This is a genomic window from Frankia sp. AgB1.9 (assembly GCF_016786355.1).
Classification (GTDB): Bacteria; Actinomycetota; Actinomycetes; order Frankiales; family Frankiaceae; genus Pseudofrankia.
This window is the reverse complement of record NZ_JADWYX010000081.1, coordinates 1-25,931: the sequence shown is the minus strand read 5'-3', so window position 1 is coordinate 25,931 and position 25,931 is coordinate 1. Positions and strand designations below refer to the sequence as shown.

Annotated in this window: 22 protein-coding genes; 10 read left to right on the top strand and 12 right to left on the bottom strand. The window is 73.1% G+C overall.

All coding sequences use genetic code 11. The annotated features are described in order from the left end of the window. Positions 1–419: 419 nt before the first annotated feature. From sucB to gcvT, 3 genes are all read right to left on the bottom strand, one after another. Positions 420–1,868: a 2-oxoglutarate dehydrogenase, E2 component, dihydrolipoamide succinyltransferase gene (gene sucB, locus I6A60_RS27415; RefSeq protein ID WP_203011986.1), complete on the bottom strand. Its 1,449-nt coding sequence runs from the start codon at positions 1,866–1,868 to the stop codon at positions 420–422. Between the two features lie 398 nt (positions 1,869–2,266). Further along, positions 2,267–3,655 (bottom strand): dihydrolipoyl dehydrogenase, encoded by a 1,389-nt coding sequence (lpdA, locus tag I6A60_RS27410; RefSeq protein ID WP_203011988.1) that lies wholly within the window; start codon positions 3,653–3,655, stop codon positions 2,267–2,269. 369 nt (positions 3,656–4,024) lie between these two features. Then, positions 4,025–5,155 carry a glycine cleavage system aminomethyltransferase GcvT gene (gene gcvT / locus I6A60_RS27405; protein WP_203011990.1) on the bottom strand — a complete coding sequence of 377 codons (1,131 nt, stop codon included), beginning with the start codon at positions 5,153–5,155 and terminating at the stop codon, positions 4,025–4,027. Between the two features lie 161 nt (positions 5,156–5,316). Here gcvT and I6A60_RS27400 point away from each other — a divergent pair, with 161 nt between their 5' ends. After that, a complete protein-coding gene (locus tag I6A60_RS27400; protein WP_203021233.1) occupies positions 5,317–6,852 on the top strand; it encodes a leucyl aminopeptidase in 1,536 nt (511 codons plus the stop codon). A gap of 29 nt (positions 6,853–6,881) precedes the next feature. On the opposite strand, the gene I6A60_RS27395 is transcribed toward I6A60_RS27400, so the two are convergent. After that, positions 6,882–8,066, bottom strand: a complete 1,185-nt coding sequence (locus I6A60_RS27395; RefSeq protein ID WP_307873895.1) for a nicotinate-nucleotide--dimethylbenzimidazole phosphoribosyltransferase — start codon at positions 8,064–8,066, stop codon at positions 6,882–6,884. A gap of 177 nt (positions 8,067–8,243) precedes the next feature. On the opposite strand from I6A60_RS27395, the gene I6A60_RS43150 reads away from it, so the two are divergent. Then, positions 8,244–12,440 (top strand): DUF4062 domain-containing protein, encoded by a 4,197-nt coding sequence (locus tag I6A60_RS43150; RefSeq protein WP_307873894.1) that lies wholly within the window; start codon positions 8,244–8,246, stop codon positions 12,438–12,440. On the opposite strand, the gene I6A60_RS27385 is transcribed toward I6A60_RS43150, so the two are convergent. Together I6A60_RS27385 and I6A60_RS27380 are read right to left on the bottom strand one after the other, a co-directional pair. Beyond that, entirely contained in the window at positions 12,413–12,886 is a 474-nt protein-coding gene (locus I6A60_RS27385) for a hypothetical protein (RefSeq protein ID WP_203025248.1), read from the bottom strand. The two genes, I6A60_RS43150 and I6A60_RS27385, sit on opposite strands and share 28 nt — an antisense overlap. A 106-nt stretch (positions 12,887–12,992) precedes the next feature. Further along, the gene (locus tag I6A60_RS27380; protein WP_203025249.1) at positions 12,993–13,145 is read right to left on the bottom strand and encodes a hypothetical protein; all 153 of its coding nucleotides are present in this window, start codon (positions 13,143–13,145) and stop codon (positions 12,993–12,995) included. Between the two features lie 243 nt (positions 13,146–13,388). Between I6A60_RS27380 and I6A60_RS27375 the strand changes: the two genes are divergently transcribed. The 3 genes from I6A60_RS27375 to I6A60_RS27365 all read left to right on the top strand — a co-directional run bounded on the left by I6A60_RS27375 (position 13,389) and on the right by I6A60_RS27365 (position 14,794). Continuing rightward, on the top strand, positions 13,389–13,601 hold the full coding sequence (locus tag I6A60_RS27375; RefSeq protein ID WP_203025250.1) for a hypothetical protein: 213 nt from the start codon (positions 13,389–13,391) through the stop codon (positions 13,599–13,601). Positions 13,602–13,724: 123 nt separating this feature from the next. Next, complete coding sequence (locus I6A60_RS27370; RefSeq protein WP_203025251.1) at positions 13,725–14,219, top strand: nitroreductase/quinone reductase family protein; 495 nt, start codon at positions 13,725–13,727, stop codon at positions 14,217–14,219. Further along, positions 14,216–14,794: a TetR family transcriptional regulator gene (locus I6A60_RS27365; protein WP_203025252.1), complete on the top strand. Its 579-nt coding sequence runs from the start codon at positions 14,216–14,218 to the stop codon at positions 14,792–14,794. The genes I6A60_RS27370 and I6A60_RS27365 overlap by 4 nt, the downstream gene beginning before the upstream one ends. Before the next feature lie 46 nt (positions 14,795–14,840). Here I6A60_RS27365 and I6A60_RS27360 read toward each other — a convergent pair whose 3' ends face one another. The 4 genes from I6A60_RS27360 to I6A60_RS27345 all read right to left on the bottom strand — a co-directional run bounded on the left by I6A60_RS27360 (position 14,841) and on the right by I6A60_RS27345 (position 18,553). Beyond that, positions 14,841–15,803: an aldo/keto reductase family protein gene (locus I6A60_RS27360; protein WP_203025253.1), complete on the bottom strand. Its 963-nt coding sequence runs from the start codon at positions 15,801–15,803 to the stop codon at positions 14,841–14,843. Between the two features lie 119 nt (positions 15,804–15,922). Next, positions 15,923–16,537 carry a DUF3043 domain-containing protein gene (locus I6A60_RS27355; RefSeq protein ID WP_203025254.1) on the bottom strand — a complete coding sequence of 205 codons (615 nt, stop codon included), beginning with the start codon at positions 16,535–16,537 and terminating at the stop codon, positions 15,923–15,925. Next, positions 16,537–17,727 (bottom strand): quinolinate synthase NadA, encoded by a 1,191-nt coding sequence (gene nadA / locus I6A60_RS27350; RefSeq protein WP_203025255.1) that lies wholly within the window; start codon positions 17,725–17,727, stop codon positions 16,537–16,539. The genes I6A60_RS27355 and nadA overlap by 1 nt, the downstream gene beginning before the upstream one ends. A 307-nt stretch (positions 17,728–18,034) precedes the next feature. After that, positions 18,035–18,553, bottom strand: a complete 519-nt coding sequence (locus tag I6A60_RS27345; RefSeq protein WP_203025256.1) for a hypothetical protein — start codon at positions 18,551–18,553, stop codon at positions 18,035–18,037. A gap of 488 nt (positions 18,554–19,041) precedes the next feature. On the opposite strand from I6A60_RS27345, the gene erpA reads away from it, so the two are divergent. Together erpA and I6A60_RS27335 are read left to right on the top strand one after the other, a co-directional pair. Next, positions 19,042–19,407 (top strand): iron-sulfur cluster insertion protein ErpA, encoded by a 366-nt coding sequence (gene erpA, locus I6A60_RS27340; protein WP_203025257.1) that lies wholly within the window; start codon positions 19,042–19,044, stop codon positions 19,405–19,407. A gap of 334 nt (positions 19,408–19,741) precedes the next feature. Beyond that, positions 19,742–20,725 carry a carbohydrate kinase family protein gene (locus I6A60_RS27335; RefSeq protein WP_203025258.1) on the top strand — a complete coding sequence of 328 codons (984 nt, stop codon included), beginning with the start codon at positions 19,742–19,744 and terminating at the stop codon, positions 20,723–20,725. 247 nt (positions 20,726–20,972) lie between these two features. On the opposite strand, the gene I6A60_RS43715 is transcribed toward I6A60_RS27335, so the two are convergent. Both I6A60_RS43715 and I6A60_RS27325 read right to left on the bottom strand, forming a co-directional pair. After that, a complete protein-coding gene (locus I6A60_RS43715; RefSeq protein ID WP_307873893.1) occupies positions 20,973–21,356 on the bottom strand; it encodes a sulfurtransferase TusA family protein in 384 nt (127 codons plus the stop codon). Further along, entirely contained in the window at positions 21,353–22,501 is a 1,149-nt protein-coding gene (locus tag I6A60_RS27325) for a cysteine desulfurase family protein (protein WP_203025259.1), read from the bottom strand. The genes I6A60_RS43715 and I6A60_RS27325 overlap by 4 nt, the downstream gene beginning before the upstream one ends. Positions 22,502–22,764: 263 nt before the next feature. Here I6A60_RS27325 and coxB point away from each other — a divergent pair, with 263 nt between their 5' ends. The 3 genes from coxB to I6A60_RS27310 are packed head-to-tail and all read left to right on the top strand — an operon-like array spanning position 22,765 to position 25,762. Continuing rightward, the gene (coxB, locus tag I6A60_RS27320; protein WP_374487268.1) at positions 22,765–23,652 is read left to right on the top strand and encodes a cytochrome c oxidase subunit II; all 888 of its coding nucleotides are present in this window, start codon (positions 22,765–22,767) and stop codon (positions 23,650–23,652) included. Beyond that, complete coding sequence (gene ctaD, locus I6A60_RS27315) at positions 23,649–25,364, top strand: cytochrome c oxidase subunit I (RefSeq protein WP_013422963.1); 1,716 nt, start codon at positions 23,649–23,651, stop codon at positions 25,362–25,364. The genes coxB and ctaD overlap by 4 nt, the downstream gene beginning before the upstream one ends. Continuing rightward, entirely contained in the window at positions 25,361–25,762 is a 402-nt protein-coding gene (locus I6A60_RS27310) for a cytochrome c oxidase subunit 4 (protein WP_013422964.1), read from the top strand. Before ctaD ends, I6A60_RS27310 begins: the two co-directional genes overlap by 4 nt. Positions 25,763–25,931 lie beyond the last annotated feature (169 nt).

Sequence of the window (25,931 nt, the reverse complement as noted above, 5' to 3'; positions counted from 1 at the left end):
GGTCGGGCGCCACCCGCGAGATCAGGTCACCGGCAACCGGCGCCTGGTCACGCCGACAAGTAATGCGGCGCTCCAGTGCACTGGCGTTTCAGACTGCGGCGTTTCGGCGCTCCGGCTCTCCCGGGCTCCGGCTCTCCCGGGCTCCGGCTCTCCCGGGCTTCCGCGCTTTCGGGCTCCGGCTCTTCCGGGCTTCCGCGTCTCCGCGTCTCCGCGTCTCCGCGTCTCCGCGTCTCCGCGTTTCCGGGCTTCCGCGCTCCCGGGCTCCGGCTCTTCCGGGCTTCCGCGCTCCGCCGCTCCCGCGACTACCTGCTTCTGGGCCTCCAAAGCGCCGTCATGCAAGGACCGGTGACCCAGGAACGAAGCCGGCCCCCGTCGCATCCGCTAGGGACGCGACGGGGGCCGGCTCGGACCGTACGGGGTCAGAGGCCGAGTTCAGCCTCGAAGGAGCCCTCTTCGAGGCGGGCCTTCACCGTGGTGAGGAAACGGGCCGCGTCGGCGCCGTCGACGATCCGGTGGTCGTAGGTCAGCGCGAGGTAGACCGTGGAGCGCACCGCGATGACCTCGCCGAGGTTCGGGTCCTCGACGACGGCCGGCCGCTTCACGACCGTGCCGGTGCCGAGGATGCCGACCTGCGGCTGGTTGAGGATCGGGGTGTCGAACAGGGCGCCGCGGCTGCCGGTGTTGGTCAGGGTGAACGTGCCACCGCTGAGCTCGTCCGGCGAGACCTGGTTCGCGCGGGTGCGCTTGGCCAGGTCGTCGATCTTGCGGGCCATGCCGGAGAGGTTCAGGTCCCCGGCGTTGTGGATGACCGGAACGGTCAGGCCACGCTCGGTGTCCACCGCGATGCCCAGATGCTCGACGTCGTAGTAGGTGATCGTGCCGGCGGCGGTGTCGACGCTGGAGTTCAGCACCGGGTGCTCGCGCAGCGCCTCGCAGGCGGCGATCGCGAAGAACGGCAGGAACGACAGCTTCACGCCCTCACGGGCGTAGAACGCGTCCTTCGCCTGCGTACGCAGCCTGGCGATCTTCGTGACGTCGGCCTCGACGACGGTGGTCAGCTGGGCGCTGACCTGCAGCGACTCGACCATGCGCTTGGCGATGACGGTGCGCAGCCGGGAGAGCTTCTCGGTCCTGCCGCGCAGGGCCGGAACGGGCGCGGCTGGAGCCTTGGCGGCGGCGGCCGTCGGCGCCACGGCAGGGGCCGGCGCGGTGGCAACCGGCGCCGGGGCCGAGGCCGCGACGGGGGCAGGAGCCGGCGCGGCGGCCGGGGCGGCCTTGGACGCGTCGACGATGTCCTGCTTGCTGATCCGGCCGCCGGGGCCGGTGCCCTTGATCGTGCCCAGGTCGACACCTAGCTCGGCGGCCATCTTGCGGACCAGCGGGGTGACGTAACGGGCCTCGCCGTTGGACGCGGCGGCGGTCACCGGCGCGGGGGCCTGAGCGACCGGCACCGGAGCCGGGGCTGGCGCGGGCGGCGGCGTGGGAGCGGGCGGCGGAGTGACCGGCGCGGGCGGCGGAGCAGCCGCGGCGGGCGCCGGCGGGGGAGTGGGAGCCGGCGGCGGCGGGGGAGCGGGAGCCGGTGCGGGAGCGGCCGCCGCGGCCGGTGCCGGCGCGGCAGCGGGAGCCGCCGCTCCGTCCTCGATCACCGCGAGCTCGACGCCGACCTCGACGGTCTCATCCTCGGCGACCTTGATCGACGAGAGGACGCCGGACGCGGGCGCCGGGATCTCGGTGTCGACCTTGTCGGTACTGACCTCGAGGAGCGGCTCGTCGGCTTCGACGTGCTCGCCCTCCTGCTTGAGCCACCGGGTGACCGTGCCCTCGGACACGCTCTCGCCCAGGCGGGGCATCGTGACGGATACAGACATTCCTGCGGGACTCCTGTGTCATCCGGGGCCGTGCGCGCGGTGGCGACCCGGGCCTGCCGGATCGGAGTGGCCGATCCGGTGGGATCCCCGGCCGCGTCGCCCGCCGCGTCGCGGCGTCGCCCCGCCCAACGGTCCGACGACCAGGCGGTCGGCGGGCTGATGGGCGGCACGGCGCCGCGTCCGGGTGGGCGTCCGCCGGCCGGCTGGGCGCCGTGCGAACGCGTTGCCGGCACTCGGCGGACCGGGTGCCGGCGGGTGCCTGGCTGGTTGCGGGTGGTACCTCGACCTCCCGGACCGACGGGCTCCCCGATCGGCTACGCCGATCTGGCGGGGACCCGGCGCCGCTCCGGCAGGCACCCCGGCCGGGGCGACGGCCGGTGGCCGCCGCCCCGGACCGGCTAGTCGTGCGTGTGCAGCGGCTTGCCCGCGAGGGCGAGATGTGCCTCGCCGAGTGCCTCGGACATCGTCGGGTGCGGGTGGATCAGCTGGGCGACGTCCGACGGGTACGCCTCCCAGTTCGTGATCAGCTGCGCCTCGGCGATCAGCTCGCCGACCCGGTCGCCGACCATGTGCACGCCGACCACCGGGCCGTCCTTGACCGCGATGACGGTGACCGCGCCGGCGGTCTTCAGGATCTGGGACTTCCCGTTACCGGCGAGGTTGTAGGTCACCTTGGTGACGGCGTCCGCGCCGAAGCGCTCCTTGGCGACCACCTCGGTGAGCCCGACCGAGGCCACCTCGGGCGAGGAGTAGGTGACCTTCGGAACGTTGTCGTAGTCGACCGGGGTCGGGTTCAGCCCGGCGATCTGCTCGGCGACGAAGATGCCCTCGGCGAAGCCGACGTGCGCCAGCTGCAGGCCCGGACGGATGTCGCCGATCGCGAAGACGTTCGGGATGTTGGTGCGCAGGGACCGGTCGACGAGCACGAAGCCGCGCTCCATCGCGACGCCGACCTCGTCGTAGCCGATGCCGTCCGTGACCGGGCCGCGGCCGACCGCGACGAGCAGCAGCTCGGCGTCGACCGTCGAACCGTCCTCCAGCGAGACGGTGACCCCGTGGTCGGTGGTCTTCACGCCGGCGAACCGGGTCTTCAGCTTGAACTTGATGCCGCGCTTGCGGAAGCCGCGCTCCAGCAGCTTGGAGCTGGACTCGTCCTCCAGCGGCGCCAGGTGCGGAAGGGCCTCGATGATGGTGACGTCGGCGCCGTAGGAACGCCACACCGACGCGAACTCGCAGCCGATCACACCGCCGCCGAGCACCACGACCGAGTTCGGCACCCGGTCGAGCGTCAGCGCGTCCTCGCTGGTGATGATCTTCTGGTGGTCGAGCTCCAGGCCGGGCAGGGTCCGCGAGTACGACCCCGTCGCCAGGATGATGTTCCGGCCCTCGATGACCCGGCCGTCCACGGTGACCGTGGTCGGGGAGGTCAGCTTGCCGGTGCCCGCGACGACCTCGATGCCGCGCGACTTGACCAGACCGGTCAGGCCCTTGAAAAGGCCGCCCACGACCGAGTCCTTGTACTCGTTCACCTTGGCCATGTCGATCCCGTTCAGGGTCGACAGGATGCCGAAGGTAGCGCTCTCGTGGATGTTGTCCACGATCTCCGCCGAGTGCAGCAGCGCCTTCGTCGGGATGCACCCGCGGTGCAGGCACGTGCCACCGAGCTTGTCCTTCTCGACGAGGACGACGCTCAGTCCGAGCTCCGCGGCACGCAGCGCGGCGGCATAGCCGCCGCTTCCGCCACCGAGGATGACAAGGTCGACGGGACCGGCCGCAGATTCTGCCACGCCAATGGCCCCTTCTCATTACTCGTAGTCGGCAGGGCGCTCGGACGCGGACAGTGGTGGGCGCGCCCGGCCGCCCGTGCGGAACCGTTGTCGGTCCCACCGACCTAGTCTTTCACGCGCTGGGGCCGTGGCTCGAAGGGCGCTTGCGTGCTCGCCCGCCGCCGCGCCTGGTCAGGCCTCGATGCGCCCGCCCCGATGTGGGACGGGGAACACCGGCAACGGTTCAGTCCAGGCGGAATGGCGGCTGGGGCCGGTTCGCGGCCCGCCGGCGCCCGGAACCTCCCGAAATGCGTGCGCCGCGCGCCGCCAGGCGGCGTGACCAAAGTCGCACGGAGGTGGTTCGCGGCCGACGCCCGCACGGCGCGGCGCCTATTTGGGCGAAGAGCGCACGAACGGGGGACGCGCGACGGTCATCAGCGACCGGCGGCCGCGGACGTCGACGCTCACCTCGTCGCCCTCGGCGACCGAGCGGTCGAGCAGCGCCAGGCCAATGCCGACCCGCAGCGACGGCGAGAACGTCCCGCTGGTGACCTCGCCGACGTCGGTGCCGGCCGCGTCGAGCACCCGCATGTGCGGCCGCGGGATGCCCCGGTCGAGCGCCTTCAGGCCCCACAGCACCCGTGCCGCGCCCGCCGCCCGCTCGGCCAGCAGGGCGTCCCGGCCCCAGAACCGTTCCTTGGCCCAGCCGACGGCCCAGCCCGACCGTGCCTGGACCGGGCTGATCGAGAGCGACAGGTCCTGGCCGTGCAGCGGGTAACCCATCTCGGTGCGCAGCGTGTCGCGGGCGCCCAGGCCGCAGGCCCGGCCGCCGACGCCGGCCGCGGCCGCGATCAGCGCGTCCCAGACCTCGACCGTGTCCTCCCAGCGGGGCAGCAGCTCGAAGCCGCGCTCGCCGGTGTAGCCGGAGCGGCAGACGATCACCGGCCGGCCCTTCCAGTCGGCGTCGCGGAAGCTCATGTACTCGCCCTCGGTCGGCAGGCCGAGCGCGGCGAGCACGTCGGCCGCCCGCGGGCCCTGGACCGCCAGCACCCCGTAGGACTCGTGCAGGCTGGTCACCTCGAGCCCAGGGGAGGCGGCCGCCGCCAGCCTGCGCACGACCTCGGCGGTGTTCGACGCGTTCGGCACCAGGAACACATCGTCGTCGCCGTACAGGTAGGCGATCAGGTCGTCGACCACGCCGCCCGACTCGTCGCAGCACAGCGTGTACTGGGCCTGGCCCGGGCGGATCCGGCCGAGGTCGTTGGTCAGCGTGGCGTTGACGAACTTCGCGGCGCCCGGACCGGCGACGCGCGCCTTGCCAAGGTGGCTGACGTCGAACACGCCGACGGCCTCGCGGACGGTCCGGTGCTCGGCGAGCACCCCCGCGCCGGCGTACTCGATCGGCATCTCCCAGCCGCCGAACGAGGCCAGCTTCGCGCCCGCGTCGACGTGACGATCGAACAACGGGGTGCGCAGCAGGGCTGGGGTGCCAGAAACGTCGGCGCCAGAAACGTCGGCCATGAGCCGCAGCGTAGCCGGGCCGGTCCGCCCGGCACCGGTCAGCGCCGCCACCGGGCGGCCGGCCCGGCCGGAAACGTCGGCCCGGCCGCGTCGGGCTGATCACGCTGGCCGGATCGGTGGGGGTGGCCTGCGACAGGCGCAATGCTGATTAGGCTCTGGACATGACCTCCGCCTCCGCCGCCGTAGCAGCGCTGAAGACCCTGGACGTGGACGCCGTGGTGATCGGTACCGCGGCCGGCGACGACGGTCCGGTGCCTCTCGGCGGCACGGCCGAGCTGGACGCGGCGCTCGGCGGCCGGCTGGCCAAGGTCCTCGCCGATGTCGGCGCCACCGGGCGGGCCGGCGACGTCGTCCGGTTCGCCACCCTCGGCGCGCTCCCGGCGGGCAGCGTGGTCGCGGTCGGTGTGGGCCCGGCGACGAATGGTGATCTAGACCTGGAGGCGCTGCGGCGCGCGGCCGGGACGGCCTCGCGCGCGCTCGCCGGGACCACCAGGGTGGCGACGACGCTGGCGCTCGCCGGCGGCGCGGCCACGCCCGAGTCCGTGCGCGCGGTGGCCGAAGGCACTCTGCTCGGCGCGTACAGCTTCGACAGCTTCCGGACGACGTCGGCGAAGGGCCGGCTGGCGCCGGTCGAGGAGATCGTCGTGCTGGTCGACGACGCGGGCCTCGACTCGGCCACCGACGCGGTCGAGCACGCCGCCACGGTCGCCGACGCGGTCCGGCTGGTGCGCGACCTGGTGAACACCCCGCCCGGTCATCTGCCGCCCGCCAGGCTGGCCGAGATCGCCGAGCAGGAGGCGACCGCCGCCGGGCTGGTCGTCGAGGTCCTTGACGAGAAGGAGCTCGCGGACGGCGGCTACGGCGGCCTGCTCGGTGTCGGGCAGGGCTCGACGAACCCGTCCCGGCTGGTCCGGCTCGAGTGGCCCGGCACCGAGGGCACGGAGGGCGACGACGCCCCGGTGACGCTCGCCCTCGTCGGCAAGGGGATCACGTTCGACTCGGGCGGCCTGTCGCTCAAGCCGCCGGCGTCGATGGAGTGGATGAAGACCGACATGGCCGGCGCGGCGTCCGTGCTCGCCGCCATGGTCGCCATCGCGCGGCTGCGGGTGCCGGCGCGGATCGTGGGCTGGATGGCCTGCGCGGAGAACATGCCGTCCGGGACGGCGATCCGGCCGGGTGACGTGATCACCCTGCGCGGTGGCACTCGGGTCGAGGTGCTCAACACCGACGCCGAGGGCCGGCTCGTGCTCGGCGACGCGCTGGTGCGGGCGACCGAGGAGGAGCCGGCCATGGTCATCGACATCGCGACCCTGACCGGCGCGCAGATCGTCGCTCTCGGCCAGCGGACCACCGGCCTGCTCGGCCGGGACGCAGCCGTCGAGGCCGTCGCCGCCGCCGCGAAGGCCACCGGGGAGGCCGTCTGGCCGATGCCGATGCCGCCGGAGCTGCGCAAGGGCCTCGACTCGACGGTCGCCGACCTCGCGAACGTCCCGACGAACGGCAGCCGGGACGGCGGGATGCTCGTCGCCGCCCACTTCCTGGCGGCGTTCGTCCCCGACGGCATCCCGTGGGCGCACCTCGACATCGCGGGCCCGTCCTGGAACGGCGGGGAGCCCTACGGCCACACCCCGAAGGCCGGCACCGGCGCCCTCGTGCGCACCCTCGTCCAGCTGGCGGAGGACCGGGCCACCGCCTGACGCTCCCCGCCCGGCCCGGCCGGGGTCCGTCAGGTGATGTCCGGGATGCTGAGCTCGTCGTCGGCCTGTCGGACCGTCGCCGCGGCGGCGTCGAGATCGATGGCGGTCTCCACCGCGTCGATCACCAGCGCCGCGGCCGCGAGCGCGCCGGTGCCGTCGTCGGCGCGAGTGCTCAGGTCGACCAGCGGCCGCAGGCCGAGCGCGCCGACGACATGCTTCGCCGCCGGGTCGCCGGACTCGGCGCCGACCAGCCACCACGCCCGCGCCCCGGGCGCGATCCGCTCGGCGGCCAGCGCCGCGGCACAGCCCGGAGCACCGTCGATGATCACCGGGGTGCGTCGCGACGCCGCCTGGACCAGCAGACCGGCGAGCGCCGCCAGGTCCGCGCCGCCGGCGACCCGCAGCACCGAGCGCGGGTCGGAGGCGAACGGCCGGGCCCGGCGCAGCGCGTCCCGGATGGCGGCCGTGCGCAGCATCCACCGCTCGTCATCGGTCCCGTCGCCCCGGTCGACGACGTCGATCGGCTCCAGGTCGCGCAGCGCGGCGACGACGACCGCGGCGGCGGTGTCGGCGCCGACGCCGAGCGCGCCCGCGACCAGCAGGTCGGCGCCCCCGTCGATCTCCTCGTCGGCCAGCCGCCGGCCGGTTGCGAACGCCAGGTCGAGCTCGGGGACGGTCAGCGCGTCCTCCTGGTCGATCCGCCCGTTGCCGCCGCGCACCCGGTAGCCGTCGGTGGGAGCGGCCGCGGCGGGAGCGCCGGCTGGACCGGCCGAATCGGCGATGGCGACGTCGACGACCCGCAGGCCGACGTCGGCGCGGCGGGCGAGGACGGCCAGCGGGGAGCCGCCCGTGGCCACGGCGGCGGCCCGCCGGGCGGTGGCGCCGGCCGGCCAGGGGTACAGGCCGGCCGCGGCGACGCCGTGGTCGGCGGCGAGGAGCAGGGCCCGGGCGCGGGTGATCGGCCTGGGCGGCGACTCGCCCTGCGCGGCGGCGATCCAGACGGACACCTCGGCCAGCCGGCCGAGCCCGTCCGCCGGCAGGTCCAGTGCCCGCGCCCGGCCGCGCACGGCGGCCTGCTCGGCGGCGGCGACGGCGGCGTCCGGTTCGGGCACCGGGTCGATCGCGGCCGGCCCGGCCGGCTCGATCGCGACGGGGGCCGCGGGCGCCGGGTCGGTGTCGCCGTCCGCGGCGGTGTCGACCTCGATGTTCTCCACAGGGTTCTTACTACCCGATTGCTTCGAGCGCCGGCCCAGCCGCCCTCACGAAGACCGGAAAGCCCAGCCGGGCACCTAACGGCCTCGCGGCGCCGTAGCGCAGTTGACATGCGCCGGAAGCGGTAGCTTTCGGGTGTGTTGCCGGATCGGTGGGGATCGTCCCCGGAGCGATGGCGGGTGGGCGAGCGCCGCCGGGTCTTCCTCAGTCACACGGGTGAGCTGCGCCAGTACCCGCGGGACCTCTCGTTCGTCGCCGCGGCCGAGCGCGCGGTGGCCCGGGCCGGTGACGTCGCCGTCGACATGGCCTACTTCGGCGCCCACGACGAGCCGCCGGCCGACTTCTGCGTCGCGCAGGTGCGAGCGAGCGACGTCTACGTCGGCCTGATCGGTTTCCGGTACGGCTCGCCGACCCGGGAGCAGCCCGACCTCTCCTACACCGAGCTGGAGTTCGAGGCCGCGACCGAGGCCGGGATCCCGCGGCTGGTCTTCCTGCTCGCCGACGACGCGGTCGTCCCGATCCAGGAGTTCTCCGACCCCGCCTATGGCGACCGGCAGCGCCGGTTCCGCGACGAGCTGCGGGACGCCGGCATCATCACCACGACCTTCCGCTCGCCGGCGGACCTGGAGACCGCGGTGCTGGACGCCCTGGTCAAGCTGCGCGACCGCCAGCGCGAGCAGGCCGAGAGCGCCGTGAGGCCGGCCGACAGCCTCGTCGGGCCCGGTGGCGCGACCGTGCTGGTCGTCGGAGTCGGCGGGCTGAGCCCGGCGCCCGGGCCCGCGGCGCTGGGGACCGGCGGTCGCGTCCCGTGGATGGTGCCGTCCCGGCACGGCAAGGTGGTCGCCCGCCCGGAGCTCACCGAGCAGGTGCTCGCCCGGCTGCTGGAGCCGCGCGCCCCGGGCGGGGCGCGGCCGGCCGTCGTGCTGCGCGGCGTCGGCGGGTTCGGGAAGACGACGCTCGCGGCGGAGGTGTGCCGGCGCCCGGAGATCTCCGACGCGTTCCCCGGTGGCGTGCTGTGGGTGACGCTGGGGGAGTCGGTCGGCGGCGCCACCCTGGCCGACAAGATCAATGATCTGAGCGAGGCACTGTCCGGCGTCCGGCCTGCGCTCGCGGACCCGGAACAGGCGGGCTTCCGGCTCGGCGAGCTGCTCGGCTCGCCGCCGCGGCTGCTCGTCGTAGACGACGTGTGGGTCCGCGGTCAGCTCGCCCCTTTCCTGCAGGGCGGGCCGGGCTGCGTCCGGCTGGTCACCACCCGGATGCGTGACCTGCCGTCGGACGCAGCCCTGTCCGACCGGATCGAGGTCGCGGCGATGGCCGAGGTCGAGGCCGAACGGATGCTCACCCTCGACCTGGCCGGTCCCGGCTCGGCGCTGGCGGTGCGCGCCGACCGCGCCGGCGCGGTGAGCCTGCCGACCGCGCGGACCGAGCCGGCCGACGCCGGGTCCGTGTCGGCCGACACGCCGGCCACCGTCGCCGGGCTGCTGCCGACGGACCGGACGCGCCAGCTGCTCGACGCGACCGGCCGCTGGCCGGTGCTGTTGCGGCTGGTCAACCGGGCGCTGGTGCGGATGGTGCGCGACGGTGTGCCGCCGGCCCGCGCCGCCGACCGGGTGCTGCGCCGGCTGGACCGACGGGGCCCGACGGCGTTCGACGTCACCCGGCTGGAGGACCGCAACCAGGCGGTCGAGGCGACCCTGTCGGCCAGCGTCGGCCTGCTCACCGGCGACGAGCTCGACCGGTACCTGGAGTTGGCGATCTTCCCGGAGGACGTCGACATCCCGCGCTACGTCCTGGAGGCCTACTGGGGCGCCACGGGCGACCTGAGCCCCGACGAGGTCGACGACCTGTGCCAGGAGCTCGCGGACCTGTCGCTGGTGCTCGCCTACCACCGGCATCCGCCGGCGCTGCTGCTCCAGGACGTGCTGCGCTCCTACCTGCGGATCCGCGTCGGCGAGGAGCGGCTGCGCGAGCTGCACGGGATGCTGTGCGACGCGCTGCGCACCCGGTTGCTCGACGCGGCCGGCGCCAGCGGCGGTCCTGGCCTGGACGGCGAGGACCTCGACGACGGCCTCGGCCCGGTCACTCCGACCTCGGCCGCCGCCGTCGGGGCGACGGCCGAGCCGGGCGGGGCGGCGGCGTGGTGGCGGCTGCCGGATGGGGCTGGCTACGTGTGGACGCACCTGACCGCGCATCTGGCCGGGGCCGGCCGGGTCGACGAGGCGCTCGCGCTGGTGCGGGACCTGCGGTGGACGGCGGCGAAGCTGGGTCGCCCCGGCCTCGGACTGGTAGCCCTGGACGCGGACCTCTCCCTGGCCCGGGAGCTCGCGCCGGCCGACCGGGCTCCGCGGGCGCTGCGCCGGATGCTGCGCCAGACCGCGCACCTGTTCGGCCCGACCGACCCGCCGGACGCGTTGGACGCGGTGCTGCTCAGCCGGCTCGACGGCCTGCCTGCGCTGGCCGAGTCGCTGGCCCGGTTCTCCGCGACCGTGGCGGGGCCGCGGCTGGTCAACCGGTGGAGCCTGCCCGACCAGCCCCATCCGGGCCTGGTCCGGGTGCTGCCCGGCCACTACCACTCCTGGGTCGACGCCTGCGCGATCTCCCCGGCCGGCGACTGGCTGGCCTCGGCCAGCTCCGACGGCACGGTCCGGCTCTGGGAGGCCGGCACCGGGGCCGCCCGCGCGACGCTGGCCGGCCATGGCGCCGCCGTGCGCGCCTGCGCGATCGCGCCGAGCGGCCGCTGGCTGGTCTCCGGCAGCGAGGACGGGACGGCGCGGATCTGGGCGGCGACCGGCGGGCCGGCCCGGCTGGAGCTGCGCGGGCACGTCGGCAGCGTGCGCGGCATAGCGGTCGCCCCGACAGGGGACTGGCTGGCCACCTGCGGTGACGACGGCACCGTCCGGCGCTGGAACGCCGCCACCGGCGACCCCGGGCTTGTGATCACGACGGCGCAGGTCGTGCGGGACGTCGCGATCGCCCCCGACGGCCGGCTGCTGGCGGCGGCCTGCGAGGACGGGGAGATCCGGCTGTTCACCGCCGACGGCGTCGCGGCCGGCCGGCTGAGCGGCCACCGTGGCCCGGTGCGCCGGCTCGCGACCTGCGCCGGGCCGCACTGGCTCGCGTCGGTCGGCCAGGACGGCACCGCCCGTCGCTGGGACCCGGCGGCCGGGGTGACGGTCGCCTCCTACGACCTGGGCTCCACCGGTCCGGCCAGTGGTTGCGCGCTGTCCGAGGACGGTGCCTGGCTGGCCGCGACGGCGTCCGACGGGGTGGTCCGGCTGTGGGAGACGGCGACAGGCCTCCGCCACCAGCTAGTCGGCCCGAGCGGCACGGCTGCCGTCTGCGCGCTGGCCGCCGACGGGACCTGGCTGGTCTCGGCCGGCCGGCACGGGGTGCTGCGAATCTGGGACGTGCGGACCGCGGACGCCGACGTCGCGCCCGGTGGCAGGGACGAGGGGATGCGCGCCTGCGTCGCCAGCCATGACGGGAGCTGGATCGTCTCGGTCTCCGAGGACTCCACCGCCGTCCAGTGGGACGTGGCGACCGGCGAGCCCGGCGCGGCGCTGGTGGGGGAGCGGCTGAGCCCGAACCGGGGCAGCGCGGTCGCGCCCGACGACAGCTGGGTCGCCGTACCCGACCGCGACGACGGGGTGCGGCTGTGGGAGCCGGCGACCGGGACCGTCCGGGCGGTGCTGAGCTCACCGAGCGAGGTGCGTGGCTACGCCGTGGGACCGGACGGCTCCTGGCTGGTGGGCGCCTGCCGGGACGGCGTCGCGCGGATGTGGGACACCCAGAGCGGTGAGTGGCTCGCCTCGTTCGTCGCCCGTGACCGGAGCGCCACGGCCCCGTCGAGCGGCACGGGCGAGCTGGAGTACGGCGAGCCGCCGGCGCCTGGCCAGCATGGTGTGGATTCACACCGGGGCTGCGTCGTCGCGCCGGACGGCTCCTGGGTGGCCGTCGGCGGGGGCCAGCGCGACATCCTGGTCTGGGACGTCGCGACCCTGGAGCCGCTGGCCGAGCTGTCCGGGCACACGAACGAGGTGCTGGGCCTCGCCACCGCGCCCGACGGGCGATTCATGGTCTCCGCCGGCTCCGACCACACGGTGCGGGTGTGGTGGACCGACGGCTGGCGGGCCGGGCCGGTTCTCGACGGGCACAGCCACACGGTCCGTGCCGCGGCCGTCAGCGCCGACGGGGCGTTCGTCGCGAGCGCGGGCGGCGACGGCTCAGTCCGCGTCTGGGAGACCACGGGCTGGCGGTGCGTCGCGCTGATGCGTTTCGACGGGGCGGCCCGTGACTGCGCCTGGCTGCCCGACGCCCGCGGTCTGGTCGTCGCGGCGTCCGGCGGGCTCTACCTGTACGACCTCGTCCTGGACTGATCGCCGCCGCGGCCGGGGCCGATCGGGCCCGTCGTGAGCCGAGGCCGCCCGGCTGGCGCCTCGGCCGGGCGCGGCGAGAAGCTCAGCCCGAGCATGGCGATGCCGGCCGCCACGGCGACCACGAGCCAGGCCGTCCGGGCCGGGTCGGGCCCGAAGTCCGGCGGCGCGAACGCCGCCCCGGCGCCGGCCAGGACCGTGGTCCCGAGGGCCAGCGCGGAGGCGGCGTCCAGGTGGCCGGCCAGCCGGCTCGGACGGGCCCATCTGCCCCAGGGCCGCCCGGTGACGACGACGAGCAACGCGACAGCGGCGACCTCGGCGGCCAGCCGGGGGGAGACGCCGTCGGCCGGAACCCAGCCGAGTCCGAGGTCGAGTCCCGCCAGCACCGCGAGCAGCCGCGCCCCCATCTGCGCCCAGGCCCGGCCACTGTGACCAATCCGACACCTCATGGGTCCTGATGTACCCGGCTTCCGGGTGAGCCGTACCGAGCCGACAGGGTGAGGCCCATAGGACCCGACCCGTCCGAGCGGGGTTCAGGTGCGCGGCTGGCCGGGCTCAGCCGTGCGGGTGGCGCTTGCGCTCGGCCAGCGTCATCGCGGTGAGCACGACGCCGAGCACGATGATCGAGCCGAAGGTGAGGATCGCCACGACCCAGGGGGCGAACCCGCCGCTGTGCGAGGCCGTCGACTCGGCGAGCAGTGTGACCACGTGGATCTTCCTCCGGGGTGTTGGGGCCGGCGACGCACCTACGGTAGCCAATCGGTCGGTTCGGTGGCCTTCTAGCACCGATCTGCCGGTGACCGGGCAGATCACGACAGTTCCCCCTGACCGTCGGCCGGGGTCGTTGGCCGCCGACCTGCCGGCCGGGGGCGTTCCTCGCGTGCCGATGGTCAATGTGGGTTGGATGGAGCAGGCGGCGGGTGGCCGCCGGTGGAGCGGAGGAGGCGCGCGGTGAGCTGGACGTGGCGGTACGAGGGTGACGACGGCGCTGTGGTCACGGTGGCGGGGGCGTCCGGTTCGGAGTCGTTCCCCAGCCAGGGGGACGCGGAGACCTGGATCGGTGAGGCCTGGTCGGAGCTGCTGGAGGGTGGCGTCACCCAGGTGACCCTGTGCGACGCGGGCAAGAGGATCTACGGCCCGATGAGCCTTCGCCCGACGACCTGACGCGCTGGAGGCGGGGTGCTCCGGCGGCCTCGGCTAACAAAGTTAGCCAGACCCCTTGACGAAGCTAACGGCGTTAGCCCACAGTATGGCTAACGCTGTTAGCAACCACCGAGGGAGCCCACCATGAGCGACACCGCCGCCACCTCGCCCACGCCGGAGCCGGCCGAGGCGCCGCACTACCGGAAGCCGGGCGTCTTCACCCGGAAGGTCTTCAACCAGCTGGTGGCCCTCGCCACCCGCGCCGGCATCAGCGTCCTGGGCAGTCGGGTGCTGGAGGTACGCGGCCGGGTCAGCGGCGAGCCCCGGCGCACCCCGGTCAACCTGCTGACGCTGGACGGCCGCGAGTACCTGGTCTCGCCACGCGGCCACTCCCAGTGGGTGCGCAACGCGCGGGCCGCCGGCGGCGAGCTGGACCTGCTGCTCGGCCGCTCGCGGTCGCACTACCGGGCCACCGAGCTGGCCGACGACGCGAAGGTCCCGGTGCTGCGGGCCTACCTGCGGCGCTGGAAGGCGGAGGTGGGTGTCTTCTTCGACGGCGTCGGCCCGGACTCGACGGACGAGGAGCTCGCCGCAATCGCCCCGCGTCACCCGGCCTTCGTCCTCGAGAAGATCGGGTGACCGGGCCGCAGCCGGCGTCCCTGCCGCTGCCGCGGCTCGCGGCGCGGCCGGCGCCGCCCGCCCAGTCCGCGCGGGTCCGGGAGATCCTGGCCGCCGGCCGGGCGCTGCTCGCGGCCGAGGGCGCGGAGGCGCTTACGATGCGCCGGGTCGGCGACCAGGTGGGCATCCGGGCGGCGTCGCTGTACAAGCACCTGCCCGGGAAGCCCGCGCTGGAGGCCGCGCTCGTCGACGCGGCGCTGTTCGAGACCGGCGACGCGCTCCACGCCGTCGTCGACGCGGCCGCGGCGAGCACGGCCGTCGGCGCGCTGCTGGCCGAGTACCGGCGGGTCGCGTTGGGTGACGGAAACCTCTACCGGCTGGCGACGTCGGGCCGGATCGACCGGAGCCTGCTCACCGCGGGGCTCGACCAGTGGTCCGGCGAGCCGTTCTACCGGGCCACCGGCGAGCCGCACGTCGCCCAGGCGCTGTTCGCCGCGGCCCACGGCGCGGTGATCCTGGAGCTGGACCGGGCCTACTCGGACACGTCCGACCTCGACGCCACCTGGCAGGCCCTGGCGGCGGCGTTCACCCGGTGACCCCCACGGCGCGCGTGGGCCCCCGGGTGGACGCCAGACCGGTGCGCTACCGCTCGACGACGGCGCCGAGGGCGTCGTCGATGCGGGCCAGGATCTCGGGGGAGAGGGAGACGCCCGCCGCCTCGACGTTCTCGCGGACCTGCTCGGGCCGCGTCGCCCCGATGATCGCGGACGCGACGTTGTCGTTCTGCAGCACCCAGGCGACCGCCAGCTGGGCCAGGGAGAGGCCCGCCTCGGCGGCGATCGGCTTCAGGTTCTGGACGCCGGTCAGCACGTCGTCGCGCAGCCACCGCCCGATGAACGTCGCGCCGGTCGCGCCGGTGGCCCGGCTGCCTGGCGGCGGCGGCTGGCCCGGCAGGTACTTGCCGGTCAGCACCCCCTGCAGGATCGGCGACCAGACGATCTGCGAGATGCCCGACTTCGCGGACGTCGGCACGACGTCCGCCTCGATCGTGCGAACCAGCATGTTGTACTGCGGCTGGTTGGAGATGATCCGGTCCAGGCCCAGCTCGCCGGCCAGCCGCACCGCGTCGGCGATCTGGTCAGCGGACCATTCGGAGACGCCGACGTAGAGCGTCTTCCCGGCCCGGATCAGGTCGTCGAACGCCCGCAGCGTCTCCTCCAGCGGCACCGTCGGGTCGTAGCGGTGTGCCTGGTAGAGGTCGACGTAGTCGGTCCGCAGCCGCTTCAGCGACGCGTTCATCGACTCGATGATGTGCTTGCGGCCCAGGCCCTTGTCGTTCTGACCTGGGCCGGTCGGCCAGAAGACCTTGGTCGCGAGCTCGTGGGACTCGCGCCGGACACCGGCGAGCGCCTCGCCGAGTACGCTCTCCGCCCGCCCGCCGGCGTAGACGTCGGCGGTGTCGAAGGTGGTGATTCCCGCGTCGAACGCGGCCCGTACGCAGGCGGTCGCCTGCTCGGCCTCGATCTGGTCACCATGGGTGATCCAGTTCCCGTACGAGATCTGGCTGACAGTCAGGCCGCTCTGCCCAAGGCGTCGATATTCCACAGACCAACCCTATGGCCCGTTAGCCGCGCCCCAGCCGGGCAATCGGAGGGCGGTTGAGTCCTACGCCATGGCAGCGGCTTCCGCCCGTCCGGCGGCCATGACGTAGGACTTCAGAGCCGCTAACGGGAGCGGGGCGTGACCCGGGCCTTGGGCATGCGGAACCGTCGAGGGGCGATCGCCCGGCGCACGGCGTACATCTTCACCTTGACCTGGGAGTCCGGGTAGGCCTCGGCAACGGCCCGGGCGACCTTCTGCGACAGGTAGAAGCTGTCGGCGATCATCGCGAACAGGCCGAGCAACATCACGTAGAGGACGACCTTGTGCGCCGCCGCGCTCGGGAAGAAGCTCCCGAGGTAGAAGACGACGATCACGACGAGGAACACCGGGCCGACGTTGTAGCGGCTGTCGACGATGTCGCGGGCGAGCACCCGCTCGGGCACCCGCTCACCGGGTGGCATCTTCGACACGTCGCCGGCGCGCATCGCCGCGCGCTGCTCCTGGACGAGGTTGCGGCGCGCGGAGCGGTCGCGGGCGCGGGCCTCCTTGGTCGTCGCCGGCGCCCCGAAGGTGCCGGTCGAGCGGGTGGCCCGGGCCTGCGAGCGCTTCGGCGTCGGTCGGCCCTTCTTGGCTGTCGTGCGACCGTCGGCGCCGACGGGCTCGTCGACGTCGGCGCCGGAGTCGATCGGTTCCGGCTCGACGTCGCGTGACCGCTTCTTGAGGTTGATCGAGGGCATTAGGGGAGCGCCAACATCTGGTCGAGGGCCTTTCGGGCGTAGTGAGCCACGTCCGGCGCGACCGTGATCCGGTTGACCGGCTCGCCGCGGACGAGGGACTCCAGCGCCCACACGAGGTGTGGCATGTCGATGCGGTTCATAGTGGAGCAGAAGCACACCGTCCGGTCCAGGAAGACGATGTTCTTGTCCGGATGACGGTTCGCGAGCCGCTGCACGAGGTTGAGCTCGGTGCCGATCGCGAACGCCGAGCCGGCCGGGGCCGCGTCCACCACCTTGATGATGTACTCCGTCGACCCGACCAGGTCGGCGGCGGTGACCACCTCCCGCTTGCATTCGGGGTGCACCAGGACAGTTACCCCGGGTACGCGGGCCCGCACCTCGTCGACGCACTCCCGGCTGAACCGGCCGTGCACCGAGCAGTGCCCCTTCCAGAGGATCATCTTCGCGTCGCGCAGCTGCTCGACCGTGAGGCCACCGTTCTTGCGACGCGGGTCGTAGACGACGCAGTCGGCCTCGGTCAGGCCCAGCTCGCCGATCGCGGTGTTGCGGCCCAGGTGCTGGTCGGGCAGGAACAGCACCCGCTCGCCGCGACGCTGCGGCCCGAACGCCCAGTTCAGGGCCTGCTGGGCGTTGGACGACGTGCAGACCGTGCCGTCGTGGCGGCCGGTGAACGCCTTGATCGCGGCCGAGGAGTTCATGTAGGTCACCGGGACCGTGCCCTCGGCGACCCCGGCCTCCAGCAGGTCGTCCCAGGCCTGCTCGACCTGCTCGGCGCTGGCCATGTCGGCCATCGAGCAGCCGGCGGCCAGGTCCGGCAGCACCACGTGCTGGCGCGCCGTGGTGAGGATGTCGGCGCTCTCGGCCATGAAGTGCACGCCGCAGAACACGATGTGCTCGGCCTCGGGGCGGGCGGCGGCCTGCTGGGCGAGCTTGAACGAGTCGCCGGTCACATCCGCGAACGCGATCACGTCGTCGCGCTGGTAGTGGTGACCGAGGATGAAGACCTTGTCACCCAGAGCGGCCTTCGCCGCCGCGGCCCGCCCGGCGAGCTCGGGGTCGGCGGCGGCCGGAAGCGCGCCGGGGCAGTCGACGCCACGCTCGCTGTCCGCGTCGGTGCCCTGCCCGAGCAGCAACAGCGCCAGCGGTGAAGGCGTCACGCCGATCCGCTCCAGCGTGGGGTTGGTTGTCATGGAAGCCCCCTCGGTCGACCGGCGCGAACCAGGCGTCGGCTCACATATGGTCGTTGAGACTTTAACTCACGAATGGTCGGCGAGACACTAACTCCCGCTCCGCGGTCCATGCGTGGTTCGTCTCACAGTCACGGTGGCGACACATGGCGGACGTCTCGGGCCGGTGGGTGGTGGCGGTGGGCGCGCACAGATGTCTGCGCTGAGCGGGCCTCACCGCGGGATGAAGGCGCGAAAAAGCCGGCGACGGCGCGTCAGGACGTGATGCGCCGCCGCCGGCCCACGGCGATCCGCTTGTTCGGTCGGCCGGTCAGGTGCCCATCGTGAGGGGGCCGAAGACCTGATGCGAGGGCAGGTAGTTCACATCGCCGTTGTAGTCCACGACAAAGGTGGTCCGGCCCGGCAGCACTCTGACCTCGACGCCGTAGTCATCCGAGTTGATCGGGCCTACATCCACCGTTCCGTACAGCACGCCGTTGACCGTGACCGTGACGGTGCCGGTCGGGTGGGGCTCACCGGGCAGCTGCCCGGTGTGGTCCGTCGCGGTGGCGACGACGAACCACGCGGGCGGCTTCGGGTCCAGGCTGGGCTCGAAAAGGATCTCCAGGTGGGTCGGCTTGCGGACCGCCGTAGGCGTCGCGGTCGGCGTGGGTGTGCCGGTGGGTGCCGCGGTCTGGGTAGGCGTCGCCGTCGGCGACGGCGTGTGATGCCCGCCGCCGACGCCTGGTGGCAGGTAGGGCGAGTGGCAGCTCGTGAGCAGGAACCCGCAGGCCGCGAGCATGGTCATCACGAGTGAAGCGGGCACGGCGGAACTCAGGTGCCTGCGCATAGCGGAATCCCCATCTGGATCGAACGTGGGCGAGACTGGTTGCCGCGTCGCGTCCCTTGAAAATTGCAGGTTCGTGACGGGAGCCTCGGGATAGTGGCAGATCCGGGACGCTCTGTCGCTTTTTAGGCCGTAGTGGCCCAATGCGGGCCGATGGGGTGGTGACTCGCCGCCAGGACGTCGCGACTGCGCCTTCGTCCGTCCGCGTCGGTGGGTGCGGTCCCAGGGCCTGGGTACGGCGCCCGCATGCGGCCGTGACCCGGTGGGCAGGAGGGCAACCGGCTACGATGGGAAGCGGAACCGGGCCGGCGTTGTTGCCGCTGCTGGTGGCACCCGCCGCCAGACGTGCGTCACCTCCCGGCGGGACCCGCTCGGCATCGACGCCGTGCGTGGGCCGTCCGGGCCGCGTGGAGGGCGCCGACGCGGCTCGGGTCGCGCGGAGCCCGTGCGGCGCACCCAATGGCATCTTCCGAAGGGCAGGAGCAGCCCCTATGACCGTCCAGGACACGACGACGGAAACCGAGACCCGGCCTAGCCAGGTCGTCCTCACCGACCTGGCCGCGAGCAAGGTGAAGTCTCTGCTGGAGCAGGAGGGCCGCGACGACCTGGCCCTGCGCATCGCCGTTCAGCCCGGCGGCTGCTCCGGTATGCGCTACCAGCTGTTCTTCGACGAGCGACAGCTCGACGGCGACACCGTGCTGGACTTCTCCGGCGTCAAGGTCACCGTCGACCGGATGAGCTCCCCGTACCTGGGTGGCGCCACCATCGACTTCGTCGACACGATCGAGAAGCAGGGCTTCACGATCGACAACCCCAACGCGCAGGGTTCCTGCGCCTGCGGCGACAGCTTCCACTAGGCCAGTCCTGTTCGGTGCCCTTCGGGCACCTTCCCGGGCGGCGGAAGCTGTCATGTCTGCCCGGGGGACGACCCCCGGACCCCCGGTGTCGTGCTTCGCACGACCTGACGGGTTGGCCTGATCCGTCGGCCGGTTGGTAGCGGGTCGGGACCAGGCTGCCGGTGACGTTGGTAGGGCGTTCGTAGTTTGGGTCGAGGGCTCGGTGTGACGGGAATCATTCCCGTGGCGCCGGGCCCTCGTCGCGTTGGTGGGGCGCCAGCCGATCGGTTCGGCGATCGGTCGATTGGTGGGGCGCTGGTGCTGATGATCAGCGTGGCGGTTAGGCTTGGGCATCGTGCGTATTGCCGTCACCGGGTCCATCGCGACCGATCACCTCATGCGCTTCCCCGGGCGGTTCGCCGATCAGTTGATCGCCGAACAGCTCGAGCGGGTCTCGCTGTCCTTCCTCGTTGACGAGCTGGTCATCCGGCGCGGCGGCGTCGCGGCCAACATCAGCTACGGGCTCGGCCGGCTCGGGCTGCACCCGGTCCTGGTCGGGGCCGTCGGCGAGGACTTCGCCGACTACCGCTCCTGGCTCGACCGGCACGGCGTCGACACCGCCTCGGTGCGGGTCAGCGACCTGGCGCATACCGCCCGGTTCGTCTGCACCACCGACGACGACCTGTGCCAGATCGCCTCGTTCTACCCGGGCGCCATGTCCGAGGCCCGCCACATCGAGCTCTCCCCGGTCGCGGACCGGTTCGGCGGCCTGGACCTCGTGATCATCAGCCCGAACGACCCCGAGGCGATGGCCCGGCACACCGACGAGTGCCGCCAGCGCGACTACGCGTTCGCCGCCGACCCGTCCCAGCAGCTCGCCCGGCTCGACGGCGAGGCAGCCCGCCAGCTGGTCGACGGCGCCGCCTACCTGCTGTGCAACGAGTACGAGAAGGCGCTGCTGGAGCAGAAGACCGGCTGGTCGGACGCCGAGGTGCTCGCCCACGTCGGCATCCGGATCACCACGCTCGGCGCCGAGGGCGTCCGGATCGAGTCGGCCAAGGACGGCACGTCGATCCGCGTCCCGGTCGTCCCGGCCCGGGACACCCCGGACCCGACGGGCGTCGGCGACGCGTTCCGCGCCGGGTTCTTCGCCGGCCGGTCGTGGGACCTCACGCTGGAGCGGTCGGCCCAGCTCGGCTGCCTGCTGGCGACGCTGGTGCTGGAGACGGTCGGCCCGCAGGAGTACGAGGCCGACCAGGCCGAGCTGCTCAAGCGCTTCACCGAGGCCTACGGCGCCGACGCCGCCGCCGAAATCAAGGACTACCTCCCCGGCATCTGAGGCGATCGGCCGGAACGGGCGCTGAGCGCCCCAGACCTCCCAGATCGGCTTCGCCGATCCGGCAGGTACCCTGGGCCGCTCCGCCTGGTTCGGGCGCTGAGCGCCCTCCCTGGCCCCGGACGGAGGCCGACGGCGATGGCGGGGGCCGGCCCCGGTCCAGTGGTGCCACCTCTGGCTGAGTCCCGCTTCAAATGGCGCTGTCTCGTCCGGAACTGGACGAGACAGCCCTGGACCGGTCCGCGTGCGGTCAGGACTTCCGGCGGATCTGGAACGCCTGGCCGGTGCCGGTGGGCAGGTCGCGGGCGCCGAGCAACTCCTGTTTGCGCAGGCGGCACCAGGCGGCCACGTCGGCGGGCGCGGCCGGGTCGTCGGCCAGCAGCTCGACCGTCCCGCCGACCGGCACCTCGCCGAACCGTTTGGCCAGGTCGATGATCGGCAGCGGGCAGTGTCGTCCCAGCGCGTCCACGACCAGATCCGGCCCGCTCCCGGCGTCCCGAGCTCGCTGCGCTCCCGCGCCGGTTTCGGAACTCACCACCAGATCCGGCCCGCCCACGGCGCCCTGATCTCGCGGTGCACTTTCACGGGCTTCGTCTTCACGGGCTTCGTCACTCACAGGCGCCTCGTCACTCACAGGCCAACTGCTCCGGCCCGCTCGCGGATGCCGGCGACGGCGCCGGGCAGCACGTCGAGCAGCGCGGCCAGGTCGTCGGCCGACGAGTCCCGGCCGAACGAGACCCGGATGTTGCCGTGCGTCAGCGCGCCCATCGCCACCAGCACGTGGCTGGGCGTCAGCGCGTCCGACGTGCAGCTCGAACCGCTGCTCACCGCGATCCCGGCCCGGTCGAGCTCGCCGAGCAGGGCCTCGCCCGCCACATACAGGCAGGAGAAGGCGACCAGGTGCGGCAGCCGGCCGGCCGGGTCCGGGTCGCCGAGCAGCTCGACGTCGTCGACCACGGCGGGGAGCCGGGCGCGCAGCTCGGCGGTCAGCGCGCCCAGCCGGACCCGCTCGGCGGCCAGCTCGCCGGCTCGGGCGTGCAGCGCGGTCGCCGCCGCGACGATCGCCGGCAGGTTGGGGAAGCCGGCCGCCCGGCCGAGCTCGCGCTCGTCGGCGGGCATCGGGTTCGCCCAGCGGGTGCCCGCCCGCACCACGAGGATCCCGACGCCGGCCGGGCCGCCGAACTTGTGCGCGCTCGCGGTCAGCAGGTCGGCCCCGAGCGCGCCGGCGTGGACCGGGATGCGCCCGACGGTCATCGCGGCGTCCGTGTGCAGCGGCACCCCGGCCGCGTGTGTGATCTCGGCCACCGCCGCCACCGGCTGTACCGTGCCGACCTCGTGGTTGGCGTGCTGCACCGAGACCAGGGCGGTGCCCGGTGGGGGAGCGCAGCCGGCCGGGTCCACCCGGCCCAGGGCGTCGACCGGGAGCTGGCGGACCCGGCCGCCGGACCGCTCATGGCGGTCGGCCGCGTGCAGCACGCTGGAGTGCTCGACGGCGCTGACCAGCACCAGATCACCAGCCCGGCGACGTCCCGCGGCCGTGCCCAGTACGGCCTGGTGGGCGGCTACAGTTCCGCTGGCGCAGAAGGAGACCTCGTCGGCCCTGGCGCCGAGCACCGCGGCGACGGTCTCCCGGGCCGCGTCCAGCAGCATCCGGGCGCGGCGGCCCTCCCGGTAGAGCCGGGCCGGGTCGGCCCAGCCGTCGTCGAGCGCGGCGAGCAGTGCGGCCCGCGCGGCCGGGTGCAGCGAGGTCGTCGACGCGTGGTCGAGATAGGCCGACACGCCGACGACGCTACGCCGGCACGACGACACGCCGCGCCCGTCTCGGCGGACCCGCCCGGAACGCTCACGGCACGCTGGACGCCCCGATTTCGCGACAGATCGTCATAGTCGGTAACGCTGCGCTTTCGCCTGCGGGATCGAAGGGTGTGAACCCTGGCGCGGGAGGGCCTCTGGCGAGAACCGTGACGTCCGCTGGGATACGCTCCCGTCGCAGCAACTACAGCGTGTCGAAGACCGTGCGTTCGCCCAGGTGACCCAGTCGTGTGTCCCGGGTTGGGCGTAGTCGTGGGAGGCAGGACCTGGTGAGGAGTTCCTTCGGTCGGACCCGGCCGGCGGGTGGCGCGCGCGGTCGTACGCGGCGCGGCATCCGGCTGGGTGTCGGGCTGAGTGCGCTGGCATTGGCCGCGTCTGCCTGTCAGGAGCCGAGATTCGGCTTTCCCGGCGGTGCCACCGTGCAGAGCCACCGCATTCTGAACCTGTGGCAGGGTTCGGCGATCGCGGCGCTCACCGTCGGTGTGATCGTCTGGGGTCTGATCTTCTACGCGATCATCGCGTTCCGCAAGCGGTCCGAGGCGCTGCCGCGGCAGGTTCGGTACAACCTCCCTATCGAGGTCCTGTACACGATCGTGCCGTTCGTGGTCGCCGTCGGGCTGTTCTACTACACCGCGCGGGACGAGACCAAGATCGACCATCTGTCGAAGAACCCGGACGTCACCGTCAACGTGGTGGGCTTCCGGTGGAACTGGCAGTTCCGCTACATGGACACCGGCAAGAACGGCGGCAACCTCGTCGAGGTGACCGGCCAGCCCGGCGTCCCCGCGGTGCTGGAGATCCCCGAGGGCCGGACCGTGCGGTTCGTGCTCACGTCGCCGGACGTCATCCACTCGTTCTGGGTGCCCGAGTTCCTGTTCAAGCGGGACGTCATCCCGGGCCGCATCAACCAGTTCGAGGTAACGCCGGACAAGACCGGCACCTTCATCGGCCGGTGCGCCGAGCTGTGCGGCCAGGGACACGACCAGATGGACTTCTACGTGAAGGTCGTCCCGGCCGCCGAGTACGACAAGTTCATCAGCGAGCGTGAGACGGCCACCGCCACGGCCGCCGGTGCGCCCGCGCTCACCGCCGGCACCACCACCGGGAGCGGACAGTGACACTTGTCCACGAGCCGCCGGTCGGGCACGCGGAGCCCCCGGCGCACCACGAGCCGCCCAAGGCGATGAACACGCTCCTGGGCTACCTGCGGACGACGTCCCACAAGGACATCGCCGTCATGTACTTCCTGACGTCGTTCGCGTTCTTCGCGTTCGCCGGCATCCTCGCCCTCATGATGCGGGCCGAGCTCGCCCGGCCGGGCCTGCAGTTCTTCTCGAACGAGCAGTACGACCAGCTGTTCACGATCCACGGCACGCTGATGCTGCTGATGTTCGCGACGCCGCTGGCCTTCGCCTTCGCGAACTACCTGATCCCGCTGCAGATCGGCTCGCCGGACGTCGCGTTCCCGCGGCTGAACGCGCTGTCGTACTGGCTGTTCCTGTTCGGCAGCCTGACGGTCGTCGCGGGCTTCCTGACGCCGGACGGCGCGGCGGCCTTCGGCTGGTTCGCGTACGCGCCGCTGTCGAACGCCACCTACTCGCCGGGCGTCGGCGGCGACCTGTGGGTGCTGGGCCTGGCCACCTCGGGAATGGGCACCATCCTCGGTGGCGTCAACATGATCACCACGATCCTGTGCCTGCGGGCCCCGGGTATGACGATGTTCCGGCTGCCGATCTTCTGCTGGAACTTCCTGGTGACGTCGATCCTCGTGCTGGTGGCCTTCCCGCCGCTGGCGGCCGCGCTGTTCGCGCTGGAGGCCGACCGCCGGTTCGGCGCGCACATCTTCGACCCGGCCAACGGCGGCGCGATCCTCTGGCAGCACCTGTTCTGGTTCTTCGGGCATCCAGAGGTCTACATCATCGCCCTGCCGTTCTTCGGGATCATCACCGAGGTGCTGCCGGTCTTCTCCCGTAAACCGCTGTTCGGTTACAAGGGCCTGGTGTTCGCCACCATCGGCATCGGCGCCCTGTCGATCTCGGTGTGGGCGCACCACATGTTCGTCACCGGCGCGGTCCTGCTGCCGTTCTTCGCGTTCCTGTCGTTCCTGATCGCGGTGCCGACGGGCGTGAAGTTCTTCAACTGGATCGGCACGCTGTGGCGGGGCTCGCTCACCTTCGAGACGCCGATGCTGTTCAGCCTCGGCTTCCTGGTGACGTTCCTGTTCGGCGGCCTGACCGGCGTCCTGCTGGCCAGCCCCCCGATCGACTTCCACGTCTCCGACAGCTACTTCGTCGTCGCCCACTTCCACTACGTGGTGTTCGGGTCGGTCGTGTTCGCCGCCTATGCCGGCGTCTACTTCTGGTTCCCGAAGGTCACCGGGCGGCTGATGGACGAGCGGATCGGCAAGATCCACTTCTGGACGCTGTTCTTCGGGTTCCACCTGACGTTCCTGGTGCAGCACTGGCTGGGCATCAAGGGCATGCCGCGCCGGTACGCCGACTACAGCCCGAGCGACGGGTTCACCACCCTGAACACGGTCTCGACGGCCGGCGCCTTCTTCCTGGCGCTGTCCACGCTGCCGTTCATGTGGAACCTGTGGCACTCGTACAAGCACGGCAAGATCGTCCAGGTCGACGACCCGTGGGGCTTCGGCAACTCGCTCGAGTGGGCGACGTCCTGCCCGCCGCCGCGGCACAACTTCCTCTCGCTGCCGCGTATCCGCTCCGAGCGCCCGGCGTTCGACCTGCACTACCCGGCGATCGCGGCGGAGGCCCTCGAACGGCAGCGCGCCGCTGGAGAGCTCGTCAGCGCCAAGGGGGCCGCGACATGAGAGTCGAGGGGTACGTCTTCAGCATCATCGGCGTCTTCGCCGTGATCGTCGACGTCATCTACTGGATCTACTCGAAGGACCCGACGGGCACGGCCGCGTTGGCCCTGACCGCCGGCATGGGCTTCCTGGTGGGCTTCTACCTGCTGTTCACCGGTAAGCGGATCGGGATGCGCCCGTCGGACCTCTCGAACGCCGAGGTCGCGGACGGCGCGGGCGAGCTCGGGCACTTCACCCCGGGCAGCTACTACCCGTTCTTCATCGCGGCGAGCGCCACGGTCCTGGTCTCGGGGTTCATCTTCGGCATCTGGCTGTGCTTCATCGGCGGCCTGATGACCGTGTTCTTCGCGACCTGCCTGGTCTTCGAGAACTTCATTCACCCGCCGGTCCCGGAGGACTAGGGCGGGGCCCGCACGACGAAGGCGGGGGGGGGGGGGGGGGGGGGGCGCGGGCCCCCCCCCCCCCCCCGGGCCCCCCCGGGGCCCCCCCCCCCTCGACCCGGTCGCGGGGGAGCAGCTTGCCGCGCTCGACATGCCGGCGCACAGCCGACTCCGGGCCGCTACGCGCCCC

Bases quoted from the DNA above. Each gene is read 5' to 3' on its own strand.
- sucB (WP_203011986.1), bottom strand. From the start codon at position 1,868: ATGTCTGTATCCGTCACGATGCCCCGCCTGGGCGAGAGCGTGTCCGAG.
- gcvT (WP_203011990.1), bottom strand. From the start codon at position 5,155: ATGGCCGACGTTTCTGGCGCCGACGTTTCTGGCACCCCAGCCCTGCTG.
- I6A60_RS27400 (WP_203021233.1), top strand. From the start codon at position 5,317: ATGACCTCCGCCTCCGCCGCCGTAGCAGCGCTGAAGACCCTGGACGTG.
- I6A60_RS27385 (WP_203025248.1), bottom strand. From the start codon at position 12,886: ATGAGGTGTCGGATTGGTCACAGTGGCCGGGCCTGGGCGCAGATGGGG.
- I6A60_RS27370 (WP_203025251.1), top strand. From the start codon at position 13,725: ATGAGCGACACCGCCGCCACCTCGCCCACGCCGGAGCCGGCCGAGGCG.
- I6A60_RS27355 (WP_203025254.1), bottom strand. From the start codon at position 16,537: ATGCCCTCGATCAACCTCAAGAAGCGGTCACGCGACGTCGAGCCGGAA.
- nadA (WP_203025255.1), bottom strand. From the start codon at position 17,727: ATGACAACCAACCCCACGCTGGAGCGGATCGGCGTGACGCCTTCACCG.
- I6A60_RS27345 (WP_203025256.1), bottom strand. From the start codon at position 18,553: ATGCGCAGGCACCTGAGTTCCGCCGTGCCCGCTTCACTCGTGATGACC.
- erpA (WP_203025257.1), top strand. From the start codon at position 19,042: ATGACCGTCCAGGACACGACGACGGAAACCGAGACCCGGCCTAGCCAG.
- I6A60_RS27310 (WP_013422964.1), top strand. From the start codon at position 25,361: ATGAGAGTCGAGGGGTACGTCTTCAGCATCATCGGCGTCTTCGCCGTG.